General features: G+C 65.1%; 13 protein-coding genes and 2 tRNA genes. 6 read left to right on the forward strand and 9 right to left on the reverse strand.

Annotated features, from left to right (window positions below; translation table 11 throughout):
• Positions 1–40 precede the first annotated feature (40 nt).
• From ACSQ23_RS05675 to ACSQ23_RS05700, 6 genes are all read right to left on the reverse strand, one after another.
• On the reverse strand, positions 41–463 hold the full coding sequence (locus ACSQ23_RS05675) for a cupin domain-containing protein (protein WP_436090569.1): 423 nt from the start codon (positions 461–463) through the stop codon (positions 41–43).
• 234 nt (positions 464–697) lie between these two features.
• Complete coding sequence (locus ACSQ23_RS05680) at positions 698–1327, reverse strand: NAD(P)-dependent oxidoreductase (RefSeq protein WP_436090013.1); 630 nt, start codon at positions 1325–1327, stop codon at positions 698–700.
• 38 nt (positions 1328–1365) lie between these two features.
• Complete coding sequence (locus tag ACSQ23_RS05685; RefSeq protein WP_436090014.1) at positions 1366–1569, reverse strand: hypothetical protein; 204 nt, start codon at positions 1567–1569, stop codon at positions 1366–1368.
• The gene (locus ACSQ23_RS05690; protein WP_436090015.1) at positions 1566–2132 is read right to left on the reverse strand and encodes a DUF2269 family protein; all 567 of its coding nucleotides are present in this window, start codon (positions 2130–2132) and stop codon (positions 1566–1568) included. The genes ACSQ23_RS05685 and ACSQ23_RS05690 overlap by 4 nt, the downstream gene beginning before the upstream one ends.
• 337 nt (positions 2133–2469) lie before the next feature.
• A complete protein-coding gene (locus ACSQ23_RS05695; RefSeq protein WP_436090016.1) occupies positions 2470–2739 on the reverse strand; it encodes a hypothetical protein in 270 nt (89 codons plus the stop codon).
• 23 nt (positions 2740–2762) lie between these two features.
• Entirely contained in the window at positions 2763–3281 is a 519-nt protein-coding gene (locus ACSQ23_RS05700) for a DUF924 family protein (protein WP_436090570.1), read from the reverse strand.
• A 347-nt stretch (positions 3282–3628) separates the two neighbouring features.
• On the opposite strand from ACSQ23_RS05700, the gene ACSQ23_RS05705 reads away from it, so the two are divergent.
• Positions 3629–4579 carry a LysR family transcriptional regulator gene (locus ACSQ23_RS05705; protein WP_436090017.1) on the forward strand — a complete coding sequence of 317 codons (951 nt, stop codon included), beginning with the start codon at positions 3629–3631 and terminating at the stop codon, positions 4577–4579.
• Between the two features lie 284 nt (positions 4580–4863).
• Here the strand turns inward: ACSQ23_RS05705 and ACSQ23_RS05710 are convergent.
• Positions 4864–4940, reverse strand: a tRNA-Pro gene (locus ACSQ23_RS05710).
• Between the two features lie 167 nt (positions 4941–5107).
• Between ACSQ23_RS05710 and ACSQ23_RS05715 the strand changes: the two genes are divergently transcribed.
• Positions 5108–5182 (forward strand) — tRNA-Gln (locus tag ACSQ23_RS05715).
• Between the two features lie 50 nt (positions 5183–5232).
• On the opposite strand, the gene ACSQ23_RS05720 is transcribed toward ACSQ23_RS05715, so the two are convergent.
• Entirely contained in the window at positions 5233–6093 is an 861-nt protein-coding gene (locus ACSQ23_RS05720; RefSeq protein ID WP_436090018.1) for an SDR family oxidoreductase, read from the reverse strand.
• A 127-nt stretch (positions 6094–6220) separates the two neighbouring features.
• Here ACSQ23_RS05720 and ACSQ23_RS05725 point away from each other — a divergent pair, with 127 nt between their 5' ends.
• Entirely contained in the window at positions 6221–6625 is a 405-nt protein-coding gene (locus ACSQ23_RS05725; RefSeq protein ID WP_055873792.1) for a winged helix-turn-helix transcriptional regulator, read from the forward strand.
• 20 nt (positions 6626–6645) lie between these two features.
• Here the strand turns inward: ACSQ23_RS05725 and ACSQ23_RS05730 are convergent, their stop codons facing one another.
• Positions 6646–8142: a CoA-acylating methylmalonate-semialdehyde dehydrogenase gene (locus tag ACSQ23_RS05730; RefSeq protein WP_055873794.1), complete on the reverse strand. Its 1497-nt coding sequence runs from the start codon at positions 8140–8142 to the stop codon at positions 6646–6648.
• A gap of 92 nt (positions 8143–8234) precedes the next feature.
• On the opposite strand from ACSQ23_RS05730, the gene ACSQ23_RS05735 reads away from it, so the two are divergent.
• The 3 genes from ACSQ23_RS05735 (at position 8235) to ACSQ23_RS05745 (ending at position 11892) form a co-directional block, all read left to right on the forward strand.
• Positions 8235–9116 carry a LysR family transcriptional regulator gene (locus ACSQ23_RS05735; protein ID WP_055873796.1) on the forward strand — a complete coding sequence of 294 codons (882 nt, stop codon included), beginning with the start codon at positions 8235–8237 and terminating at the stop codon, positions 9114–9116.
• A gap of 180 nt (positions 9117–9296) precedes the next feature.
• Positions 9297–10325 (forward strand): substrate-binding domain-containing protein, encoded by a 1029-nt coding sequence (locus tag ACSQ23_RS05740; RefSeq protein ID WP_055873799.1) that lies wholly within the window; start codon positions 9297–9299, stop codon positions 10323–10325.
• Between the two features lie 55 nt (positions 10326–10380).
• On the forward strand, positions 10381–11892 hold the full coding sequence (locus tag ACSQ23_RS05745) for a sugar ABC transporter ATP-binding protein (RefSeq protein WP_055873802.1): 1512 nt from the start codon (positions 10381–10383) through the stop codon (positions 11890–11892).
• Positions 11893–11922: the final 30 nt, after the last annotated feature.

Here is an 11922-nt window from a genome sequence, read left to right on the forward strand (position 1 = left end):
GGTTTCTCCTTTTGGCGCTTGGGGACGGTGGGGCGCCCCGTCAAGGGGAGGTTGCTTGAACCCCCCGAGCATCCAGATGCGGGAGCAGCAGAACGCTTTCCTGCTCGTTGGGATCTGTTCGGGCAACTATGGCGGAAGCCGGTGACGCGGTCAGGTTGGCCGGTAGGTGCGGCACCCCTGCAGGGATGTAGAACAGATCCCCGGCGTCGGCTGCGATGTGGTGTTCCAGCTGTTCCCCGTACCAGGCGTCAATCCGACCCGAAAGCACGTAGATCGCCGTCTCGTGGTGTTCGTGGAGGTGTGGTTTGGCGCGGGCACCCGGCGGCATAGTCAGCACGTGCATGCAGATTGCCTGCGCACCCACTGTTTCCTTGGATATGCCATGCAGGTAGGTCAGGTCCTGCTTCCCCTGGTAGGTCGAACCAGCGCGAATGAGCTGGCAGGTAGGGCTCGCCTCATTCATTCGAATTTCCTTTATTGAAGGTTGTGGAAGGAGCGCCGGCGCCTGCGGCGGAAGCTTTTCCGGCGGGTTGCTGCGGTGAATCGTCATGATTAGACTCCTTTTGATCTTTTGTGCCCGACCAGCAATTCAGCGCCGCGCCCCGTTTGGCGACCTCGATCAGTTCTCTCACGCTAACTGCCGACTCTACGCCGCCGCGACGCTGATCGGTTTCCACGTCAGAGGCGGTCAGAACGCCTAATACGCGAGCGCGGGGAGTTTGCCCTTGAACGGTGAATCGATGAGTTGCTTGAGCATGAAGTCGGCGACGTCTGCGCTTGAAATGCGCGTGCCACCGTTCGGCAGGCCGTCGCGGACGACGCGATAGTTCCTGGTGCGGGGCCCATCTGTGAGCGCCATCGGCCGGACCGCGGTCCAGTCGAGGGTCGATCGCTGTAGGTACCGCAGCGCGAGACGGTGGTCGGCGAGCGTGTGGCGGATGCCGAGGCGTACGGCCCACACGAGTAGCGCGGTCAGGGGATGATGCGAGCTTTCGGACAAGACGCCGAAATTTGAGAGGACGATGAGCCGGCTGACGTCGGCGCTGCTCATGGCCTCTATGAGATTGGTGGTCGCGGTCGAATAGAGTTGCGTCGGCCCACGGCGATGGTCGCTACCCAAGGCACTGATGACAGCGTCGTGGCCCGCGACTGCCTTGCGGACATCGGCATCGTTCGTCGCATCGCCCTGTGCCAAGGTGAGGTGCTCATGGATTGGCAATGACGATGGATTGCGTGCGAATGCCGTCACGTGATGACCTGCATCGAGCGCCTGCTCGACAGCAAGACGTCCAACACCTCGGCTCGCGCCGATGATCAGGATGTTCATGGGAAGGGTCCTTTGGTAGGTCTGGTTATGTCGCTCGCTCAGCCGGCGTACCCGCCCTCGTCGCGAAACTCGCGGTCGAAATCGAGGTTCGCGGCGAACCATTCCGTGGGTCCGGCTTGCCACCAATATCGGATAACGGCGATGGCCTCGGCCGGCACTGCTACCGGATCCGGTGCAGGATCGATGTTCTGTTCCAATGTCGGAATCTCGGTGTGCTGGAGAAGTCGGGCTATTGTGGTCATGGTCTGTGTTCCTCAAGCGCATGAGGTGATGGTGCGGCGAGCGCGCGGGGCACAAGAACCAAGACGGCGACCAGGGCGATTGCGCCCAGGCCGGCGAGGATCGGCCAATCGTCGAGGGTCGGCTTCAGCACCATGTCGATGACGACCAAGACGAGGATCGTGCCGTCGAACGACGCCGCAAGAAGTACCTGACGGGCGAGCCGAACTGCGTCCGCGGACCGTCCCGCCGCGCGGAGCGCAAGGATGCGCTCGATGCGCGGCCCGAGAACAGTTGCGCCGAGAACTATGACGGCGGCGATGCCACACAAACCAATCAGCACCCAGAGGTCCAGCCAGTGGTCGCCAAGCCAGGTCATGCCCAGGCCGAAGGCGAGGGTCGCCAAGGAGGGGGGCACGAAGATGCGCTGGGCACACCATTTGAGCTGCGCGATCGTGTCCAGCAGTTGCTCGTCGCTACGGCTTCGAGCGGCCATCATACCGAGCGCGGTGCCAAGGAGGCCGCCGCCCACCCATGCGGTTGCGGACAAGACGTGAAGCGTCTTGAGAACAGAAAAGAGGTCCATATCTACCTCCACCGTGCGGAGGGTGCGATGGGGCGAAGCACGGCCTCGCGGGGGTCGTCGTGGACGACCAACAGCGCGCCCTGGCCGCGTTCTTGGCTACTGGAGAAGTAGTGGCGCGGCGGGGCGGCGCGCGCGTCCCTTGTCCGTTGACGATTGGTCATGAGCTCCTCGTTTGTGGAGTGCGGCGAACGTCCGCTTGTGGCGCGAGGCAGACCTCGTTCGAGAGCAACGATGTTAGAAGCGCCGGGTCGAGGCCCGCGCCCTCTGTGCTGACTCGGGCGCACGCGTTGGAAAGGTCCCGGGCATTCGCTCGGGGCCCTTTTCGTTCAAGGCTTGGCTAGGGCGTTACCACCGCGTGGAGCGGCTGGAACGTCACCTTGGGATGAATGCCCGCCGGCAGGTTGGGGGCAACGTGGGCTGCAAAGAACTGCGCCGAATTCTCCCTGGCCTCCCACACCTCGATCACGCGCCAACCGGTTTCGGTCTGGTGCGCGCTGTGCATCAGGAAGCCGGGCGCGCTCTTCATCGCCTCCGAGACGGCCTTGAGCGTTGCTTCGTAACCGCCCGGCGTCTGGCCGGCGATTTCGGCGATCATCATGATGGCCATGTTGTTACTCCGTGTCGGTAATTTCAGCCGGCGAAGCCGCCGGCATCGAGAAAGGCCTGCTCCTCGTCAGTGGTAGGTCGGCCGAGGATGGCGTTGCGGTGCGGGAAGCGCCCGAAGCGCTGGATGATCTCGCGGTGGTGCTGCGCTCGGACCGAATGGGGCGGGCCGAGGTGCCAACTGAGTCGCACCGAGCGGTCCTGGTCGACCATGTCCTCCGAGTGTGCGAAGGGCAGATAGAAAAACACGCGCAGCGCTGCTTCCACCGCGAGGTCGTATCCCCAGTCAACTGCCGCGGTCGCCACGTATCGCGCGAGGGGGTCGGTGGTGTACATGCACGGCGTGCCACGGAAGGCGTTGCGCGGGAATTGGTCGAGCAACAGTACCAGGGCAAGTGCGCCATAGGGGGCATCTGCCCAGTCGGCCAGCTCATCGCGCGCGGCCATCTCGTGCAGGCCGAGGAAGCGGGATCGAAACCGTTCGTCGAAGGCTGTGTCCTTGGCGAACCAAAGTCCGGGCCCGGATTCCTTCCAGAACCCGACCATCGCGGCCGCGTCACCAGGAATATCCGGGTATGGCCGGGTGGCGACGTCCGCGGGGGTTTTTCTCAGCGCGAGCGCTTGGCGGAAGGCCATCATCCTGAGAACCCTCCGTTGCGGAGGAACAATTCCACGTCTGCGAGCGCTTCCTGCTTGGCTGGCTTGCGTGCAGGGCGGCGAGGCCGCTTGGGAGCGGCGGCGTCGGGACGGGAGACATAGTCTCGCGTCGCTATGCGATCGCCGATAAGCATCAGGTTCTTGTACATTCGATAGATTCCAGTTGATCGCCCAACCCGCGGTCGTCTGATTGCCAGATTGCCGTATTCTGAAGCCAGTGATATGATTTCAGCATTATGCTGCACGAAATTGATCTCTCTCGTATCGATCTGAACCTGCTGGTGCTTTTCGAGGTCGTTCTCGATGAACTCAACGTGGGGCGAGCTGCTCTTCGCCTCAATCTGTCGCCCTCGGCGGTCAGTCACGGGCTCGGCCGGCTGCGTTCGCAGCTCAACGATCCGTTGTTCCTGAAGACGCCGAAGGGTGTCGTCGCCACCGAGCGGGCGCTGGCTTTGGCTGAGCCGGTGGCCGATATCCTGGCGCGCGTGCGACGCGTCATGGCCACGGCCGAGCCGTTCGATCCCCTGACTTCACGACGCCGTTTCATCATAGGGTCGCCGGACGGCAGCGCCATCGTGCCGCTGCCGATGCTGCTCGCCGACCTCGCGGCCAAGGGGCCGGGCATCGATATTGGCACACGCCAGCTCATGCCCGACCCCGCACAGCTACGGCCGTGGGATCCGGTGTTCGAGGAACTGGACGCCCGGCGCGTCGATATCGCCGCGGTCACCTTTGGTGAGGTGCCGTCGCGCTTCGTGGCGCGAACGCTCTACACCGACGAATTCGTCGTCGTTGCGCGCAAGGGGCATCCGTTCCTTGCAGAGCCCACGCTCGACGCCTATTGCGCCGCCAACCACGTCGTCGTCTCGGGTCGCGCCGACCCCGCGAGCTACACCGGCGAAGTTCTGGCATCGCTCGGGCGGTCACGCCGTGTGCAACTTACCGTACCGCTTTTCGTCGTGGCGCTGGCTACGATCGCGGAGTCGGATCTCATCGGCTCCATGCCCAAGCGACTGGTCGCGAGTCTCTCCGATCGCTTCGGGCTGGCCAGTGCACCCCTGCCGTTCGACCATGGGCGGCCCAGCCAGGTGAGCCTGGTCGTGCCGCGCGTAGCGCTGATGGATGCCGGACTCGCCTGGCTCGTCGGCCGCATCGAGCAGCTCGTGATGGAAACTGTCGTCGTGTGACCGTTGCTAGGCGATTCCAGCCTCGCCCTACAGATGTGCAGAGCCGGCGCCCGACAGCTTTCTCAGCGACCGCTTGTGGCGCTAAGCGGACCTAACGACGGGCGAAACAGTCTGACGTTGGCGCTGCTTCTGAGATTACCCCCTCCGCGGCACTCTCGGATGTTCTGGCGAATGCAAGAAACTGCCAACGACGGTCGACGACACGCTAGCTTCTGATTGCCGAGCCCGTCCGGCAAACCCGTCGCCAACGAAAAACCCCGGCCTCGCGGGAGGCCGGGGTTGATTGGTCGGAGTAGAGTGATTCGAACACTCGACCCCCTGCTCCCGAAGCAGGTGCGCTACCAGGCTGCGCTATACTCCGTCAGATTGCCTCTGGACCCGTGGTGCCGAACTCCGGGACGGTGCGGCGGGCGGCCAGTGGCTAACGAGGCGCGTTATAGACTCGGTCCCGAGGCAACTCAAGCGCCTAACTGCGGCGATTTCCGATTGGTTGCGTCGGTATTGTGAAGCGTGTAGGAACGCGCGCGTTGGGGCGTCGCCAAGTGGTAAGGCAGCGGTTTTTGGTACCGCCATTCCTAGGTTCGAATCCTAGCGCCCCAGCCAGTCCAACGGAAGTGAGCAAGATGAGCGGCTTGACCCTTGTTTTGCGGTCCTCAGTTCACCGATGGCTTGAAACGCTCTGACACCAGGTCGCGGAGCTCCCGCGGCGGTCGCCCGGCCAGCTTCTCGATGTCCCCCGTGACGATGTCGAGGGCGCCATCGGCGAAGATGCTCTGGATGCTGACTACGGCGTTGGCGACGAAATCGGGAAGGCCAGCCTCGATCATTCCGGCGCGAAGCGTCTCGGCCGGGACCGTGATGTAGCCGAGGGGCTTGCCCATCACCTCCGAGATGAGGGCAGCCCGCTCAGCCCCGGTATAGCTGCGTGAACCCGTGGCGTTGTAGATGGCGCCGGCGTGGCCGTCGCCTATGAGGATGCCGGCTGCCGCTGCCGCGATGTCGTCGCGCGAGACGAATGCAACGCGATTCTCGGCGATGCCGGCGAGGGCGCCCTGCGCTGCCGACGTCTGCACTTCGTCGAGGAGGCTTTCCGCGTAATAGTTCATCCGCAGCACGGTCCACTTCGGCGCCGTCTTGATCAGCTCCTGCTCACCCCGCCAGTAGGATGCTCCAATGGCGGGCTCCTCCTCCTCGCGCGTCCCCGCGGCGGACATCAGCACGATGTGCTTCACTCCGGCTGCGACCGCCCCGCGGATGCCGGCGATATTCTGGTCGCCCCGCATGCCCGGACGCATATCGCTGGTCGGGATGAGCAGCAGACGGTCGAGGCCTGCATAGGCCTTGGCCAGAGTCTCCGGCCGGTCGTAGTCGCCCAGCCGGCCTTCCACCCCTGCCGGCGCCTGCTCGGGCGTCCGCGATATGGCGATGAGCCTGTGTGCCGGAGCGCGGGCCTGTAGCTCGCGCAGAACTGCCTGGCCGAGCTTGCCGCTCGCGCCGCCTACACCGATATTCATGCTGGAACCTTCCGTTACGAACCTTTAGTGCGTAGCGATATGATGGTAACCGGAACATCGCGCAAGAACGGTCAGAACTGATCGTCACGATCACGGGTGACCGTACCTGGCGGCCAAGGAGAGCCAAATGTCCAAGCCGAACCTGCAGCCGGTCGAGATCGACTACGCGGCCGAAGGCGCGGCCAACTGCAAGGCCCTGGGACAAATCCTGGACCGGGTCGGAGACAAGTGGACGATCATGGTGGTGGGCGTACTGTCCGGCGGCACCATGCGGTTCAATGCCCTGCAGCGGGCGATACCGGGTGTCTCCCATCGAATGCTGGCGATGACACTTCGCGGGCTGGAACGCGACGGACTGGTCAAACGCACTTCGTTTGCGACCATTCCGCCGCGCGTCGACTACGAACTGACAGAGCGCGGCCACTCGCTGCACGTGCCACTGTTGACCCTGGCAGCCTGGGCAAGGTCGCAGCAGAGCGGCATAGCCGCATCCCGGCAGCAATACGACGTGCAGGCAGAGCAAGCCGATTGAGGACGGGGCGGAGCGTCCACTCACGCCATGGTCGGCATCTGATACTGCGCGCCGTTGCGGATGCCGGAGGGCCAGCGGGCGGTGACCGTCTTGGTGCGGGTCCAGAAGCGGATCGAATCGGTGCCGTGCTGGTTGAGATCGCCGAAGGATGAGGCCTTCCAGCCGCCGAACGAGTGGTAGGCGAGCGGCACCGGGACCGGCACATTGATGCCGACCATGCCGATATTGATGCGCGAGGCGAAGTCGCGGGCGGTGTCGCCGTCGCGGGTGAAGATGGCGACGCCGTTGCCATAGGCGTGGCGCATGGGCAGGCCGAGGGCTTGCTCGTAATTGTCGGCGCGGACCACCGAGAGCACCGGGCCGAAGATTTCTTCGCGGTAGATATCCATCTCCTCGGTGACGTGGTCGAACAGCGTCGGGCCGACGAAAAAGCCGTCCTCGTAGCCCTGCAGACGGAAGCCGCGGCCATCGACCGCCAACTCGGCGCCCTGCGCGATGCCGCTTTCGATGTAGCCGAGGACGCGCTGCTGCGCTTCGCGGGTGACGAGCGGTCCCATCTCGGAGGCCGGGTCGCTGGCTGGACCAACGCGCAGCGCTTCGATCCGTGGCTTCAGCGCGGCGACCAGGCGGTCGCCGGTGTCGCGGCCGACCGGGACGGCGACGGATACGGCCATGCAGCGCTCGCCGGCTGAACCATAGCCGGCCCCCATCAGGGCGTCGGCGGCCTTGTCCATGTCGGCGTCGGGCATGACGATCATGTGGTTCTTGGCGCCGCCAAAGGCCTGCACCCGCTTGCCGCCGGCGGCCGCCTGCGTATAGACGTAACGAGCGATCGGGGTCGAGCCGACAAAGCTGACGCCCGCGATATCGGGATGCGCGAGCACCGCATCGACCGCCGCCTTGCCGCCGTTGACGACATTGAGAACGCCCGGAGGCAGACCGGCTTCGAGCAGCAGCTCGGCGAGCCGCAACGGTACCGACGGGGCACGCTCGGAGGGCTTGAGGATGAAGGCGTTGCCGGCGGCGATGGCCGGGGCGAACATCCAGAGCGGGATCATGGCGGGGAAGTTGAACGGGGTGATGCCGGCGCCCACTCCAAGCGGCTGGCGCATCGAGTACATGTCGATGCCCGGGCCCGCGCCTTCGGTGAACTCGCCCTTCAGCAGGTGAGGCACGCCGGCGACGAACTCGGCGACCTCCATGCCGCGGAGAATGTCGCCCCTCGCGTCCTCGATGGTCTTGCCGTGCTCGAACGACAGCAGTTCGGCAAGGGCATGCATCTCACGGTTGAGCAGCGCCACGTAGTTGAAGAACACCCGCGCCCGGCGCTGCGGGTTGGTCGCCGCCCATATCGGTTGTGCCGCCACGGCGCTGGCGACCGCAGCGTCGATTTCGGCGGCTCCGGCCAGCGCGACACGCGCCGTGATCTCACCGGTGGCCGGATTGAAGACCTCGGTGAACGCCGCCGCGCGGCCTGGGACGTGGTTGCCGGCGATGAAATGACCGATGGTGCGCATGGATCCTCCTTGTTGCCAGGCGGTCATCGCTCTACGCTTGGTGCGCAGCAACCTCCAAGATTCCACATCCGTTGTGCAAGGACTCACCTTCGATGAACTGGGACGACGTCCGGGTGTTTCTCGCCGTGGTGCGCAACGGGCAGCTGCTTGGGGCGGCGCGGGCGCTCGGGATCAACCACGCCACGGCGGCGCGCCGGATCGATGCGCTGGAGGCAGCGCTGTCCACCACGCTGCTGGTGCGGCGGACCAACGGCACCAGCCTCTCGGCCGAAGGCGAAAAATTCCTGCCCTTCGCGGAGCGCATGGAAAGCGAGATGCTGGGAGCCCAGGAGGCGGTGGCGGCGCGTGACCTGGCGCTGAGCGGCACCGTCCGCATCGGCGCGCCGGATGGCTTCGGCGTCGGCTACCTGGCGCCACGGCTCGGGGCGCTGGCAGAGAAGCACCGGGGACTGCGGCTCGAGCTGGTGCCGGTGCCGCGCACCTTCTCGCTGTCGCGCCGGGAGGCCGACATCGCGGTGACGCTGGAGCTGCCGCGTGAAGGCCGGCTCAAGGCACGAAAGCTGGTGGACTATACCCTCGGGCTCTATGCCTCGGCGGCTTACCTCGCCAACCGCCCGGCCCCGGCAACGGCGGAGGAGCTGGGCCAGCATCGGCTGGTCGGCTATGTCGACGACCTGATCTTTTCGCCGGCGCTCGACTATACCACCGAGGTGCTGAAGGGCTGGACTTCGGACCTTTCAGTGTCGTCGGCCCTCGGCCAGTTCGAGGCGGTACGCGCCGGCGCGGGCATCGGCATCCTCCACAGCTTCATGGCGCGACGCGACGCCACGCTCCACCGCGTGCTGCCGGAGATCGTGCTGCAGCGCGCCTATTGGCTGGTGGTGCATGAAGACCTCAGGGCGCTCAGGCGGGTGGCGGTGGTGGCCGATTACCTCGCCGGGATCGTTGCCGCGGACCGGGCGATTTTCAGCTGATCCGCCGATCATTCTTGCAATAAATTTCAATCACTGAATTATCTTGACGGTCAATCGAGGCCTGCGCAATGGTCGCGACGCCACGGGTTCGGAGGAGCCCCGGCTTCCAGTTATCGACCACCGGCCAGCGGGCCGGCGGCACCAAACCGTTGGAGCTGGCTTCGGCCAGAGGGAGGAAACTTGCGCAAAATTCTGAGCACGCTCGCGATCGCAGCGGCTGCCCCGGTCCTGATGGCCGGGTACGCCACTGCCGAAACCGCCAACCCGTTCAAGTGCGAGCCGGGTGAGAAATACGTGATGAACGTCATGGTCTCGGGGGTCGAGTACTGGTTCCCGGTCTACGAGATGTTCAAGCAGGCCGGCCAGCAGTTCGGCTGCGAGACCGCCTATACCGGGACGCCCGAATACGACGTCAACAAGCAGATCGCCAGCTTCGACCAGGCGCTGGCGCAGAACCCGGCCGGCATCCTGGTGCACCCGATGAACTCCGACCCGTTCATCGAGCCGATCAACCGCGCCGTGGACCAGGGCACGGCAGTCGTGACCTTCGCGGCGGATTCGCCGAACTCGAAGCGCGTCAGCTTCATCACCTCCGACAACCTCGCCGAGGGGACCTATGCGGCTGACGCGGTGGCCGAGGCCATGGGTGGCAAGGGCGAATACGCCGTGCTCGAAAATCCCGGCCAGGACAATCACGACAAGCGCGTCGCGGCGTTCATCGCTCGCATGGAAGCCAAGTGGCCCGATATGAAGCTGGTCGGCCGCGCCGCATCCAACCAGGATCCGACCAAGGCGTACCAGGCGGTGCTGAGCCTGATCCAGGCCAACCCGGAACTCGGCGCGGTGTTCATGCCGGAAGCCAATTCGGCGATCGGCGCGGCGCAGGCCAGCAAGGAGAATGGCAGCAAGGTCCGCGTCATGCTGGCCGACGTCAACGCCAACATCCTCGACATGATCAAGGCTGGCGAGATCTTCGGCTCGGTGAACCCCAACCAGGGCATGCAGGGCTATATGGGCTTCATGCTGCTGTGGCTGGCCAACCACCCCGACCTGATCGACCCGATGAACGATACCGCCCGCTCGGGCAAGAACGGCATGGCCGTGCCGTTCGTCGACAATGGCTTCTCGATCGTCACCGCCGAAAACGCCGACGACTTCTATTGGGACAAGTACCTGAAGCGCCGCGGCACCAAGGGCATCGAAGAATAACAGGCGACACCCGGGGCGCCTGCGGGCGCCCCGGCACCATCCCAAGGAGGACGATATGAGTGGCGGCAACGTCCTCGAAATCCGCAAGATTTCCAAGCATTTCGGCGCCGTGCAGGCGCTGGCCGAAGTCGACTTCACGCTCGAGCGCGGCGAGATCCACGCGCTCTGCGGCGAGAATGGCGCCGGCAAATCGACGCTGATGAACATTGTCGCCGGCATCCTCGCCCCGTCGAGCGGCGAAATCCGGCTCGAGGGCCTGCCGGTCCACATCGGCTCGCCGGCTGAGGCGCAGCGCCTCGGCATCGGGCTGGTGCACCAGGAGATCGCGCTCTGTAAGGACGCGACGGTGGCCGAGAACATCCTGATGGCGGCGACCAACGCCCGCCGCGCCCCGCTGATGAACTTCGCCGAGCTCAACCGCACCGCCCAGAAGGTAATGAACCGGCTGGCGCCGATCCCGGTGACGCGGCGGGTTGGCGCACTGTCCATTTCCAATCAGCAACTGGTCGAGATCGCCAAGGCGCTGACGCTCGATTGCCGGGTGCTGATCTTCGACGAGCCGACCGCCGCGCTGACCGAAGCCGAGACGCAGGCGCTGTTCGGCATTATCCGCGGGCTCAAACAGCGCGGCATCTCGATCATCTACATCTCGCACCGCATGGCCGAAATCTTCGCGCTGTGCGATCGGGTCACGGTCTTCCGCGACGGGCGGTACGTCTCGACCGACCGCATCGCCGAGGTGACGCCGGACCACGTGGTGCGCCGCATGGTCGGCCGCGAGATTACCCAGCTCTATCCCAATAAGCTCGCCGGGGAGCCCGGCGCACCGCTGCTCGAAGTCGAGCGGCTCAGCGATGGTGCGCAGTTCAACGACGTGTCCTTCACGCTCAGGCGCGGCGAAATCCTTGGGCTCGGCGGCCTGATCGGCGCCGGTCGGACGGAGATTGCGCTCGGCGTCTGCGGGCTCGCACCGACCACCCAGGGCAGCATCCGCGTCGACGGCAAGGCGGTCGCCATTGCCGACTACACCGACGCGATCCGAGCGGGCATCGTCTACCTGTCGGAAGACCGCAAGCACTCGGGCGTGTTCCTCGACCTGTCGATCGCCGCGAACGTCTCGGCGCTCGACTTGAGGAAGCTGACGCGGAACGGGCTGGTCGATCGGCGGCTCGAGCTGACGCAGGCGATTACCCTCTGCACCCGCTTGGGGGTGAAGATGGGCGCCATCGGCGACCCGGTTTCATCGCTCTCGGGCGGCAACCAGCAGAAGGTGGCGATCGCCAAACAGCTGTCGGTGAAGCCGCGGGTGATCATCATGGACGAGCCCACACGCGGCATCGACGTGGGCGCCAAATCCGAGATCCACAAGCTGCTGCGCGAGCTGGCGGCGGATGGGGTCGGCATCATCGTCATCTCGTCGGAGCTGCCCGAACTGCTCGGCATCAGCGACCGGGTGATCGTCATCCGCGGCGGCCGGATTGCCGGCGAAGTCACTGGAGCAATGACCGAGGAAGCGGTGATCCGCCTCGCCTCGGGTGTAGGAGGGAATTTCGCCGATGTCGCTTAGCAAACAGGAAGAGCTGGTGGTTCCCGCGGT

The organism is Devosia sp. LjRoot16, assembly GCF_964252795.1.
Lineage (GTDB): Bacteria > Pseudomonadota > Alphaproteobacteria > Rhizobiales > Devosiaceae > Devosia_A.

Bases quoted from the DNA above. Each gene is read 5' to 3' on its own strand.
- ACSQ23_RS05735 (WP_055873796.1), top strand. From the start codon at position 8,235: ATGAACTGGGACGACGTCCGGGTGTTTCTCGCCGTGGTGCGCAACGGG.
- ACSQ23_RS05720 (WP_436090018.1), bottom strand. From the start codon at position 6,093: ATGAATATCGGTGTAGGCGGCGCGAGCGGCAAGCTCGGCCAGGCAGTT.
- ACSQ23_RS05725 (WP_055873792.1), top strand. From the start codon at position 6,221: ATGTCCAAGCCGAACCTGCAGCCGGTCGAGATCGACTACGCGGCCGAA.
- ACSQ23_RS05745 (WP_055873802.1), top strand. From the start codon at position 10,381: ATGAGTGGCGGCAACGTCCTCGAAATCCGCAAGATTTCCAAGCATTTC.
- ACSQ23_RS05700 (WP_436090570.1), bottom strand. From the start codon at position 3,281: ATGGTCGGGTTCTGGAAGGAATCCGGGCCCGGACTTTGGTTCGCCAAG.
- ACSQ23_RS05685 (WP_436090014.1), bottom strand. From the start codon at position 1,569: ATGACCACAATAGCCCGACTTCTCCAGCACACCGAGATTCCGACATTG.
- ACSQ23_RS05680 (WP_436090013.1), bottom strand. From the start codon at position 1,327: ATGAACATCCTGATCATCGGCGCGAGCCGAGGTGTTGGACGTCTTGCT.
- ACSQ23_RS05690 (WP_436090015.1), bottom strand. From the start codon at position 2,132: ATGGACCTCTTTTCTGTTCTCAAGACGCTTCACGTCTTGTCCGCAACC.
- ACSQ23_RS05695 (WP_436090016.1), bottom strand. From the start codon at position 2,739: ATGGCCATCATGATGATCGCCGAAATCGCCGGCCAGACGCCGGGCGGT.
- ACSQ23_RS05730 (WP_055873794.1), bottom strand. From the start codon at position 8,142: ATGCGCACCATCGGTCATTTCATCGCCGGCAACCACGTCCCAGGCCGC.
- ACSQ23_RS05705 (WP_436090017.1), top strand. From the start codon at position 3,629: ATGCTGCACGAAATTGATCTCTCTCGTATCGATCTGAACCTGCTGGTG.
- ACSQ23_RS05675 (WP_436090569.1), bottom strand. From the start codon at position 463: ATGAATGAGGCGAGCCCTACCTGCCAGCTCATTCGCGCTGGTTCGACC.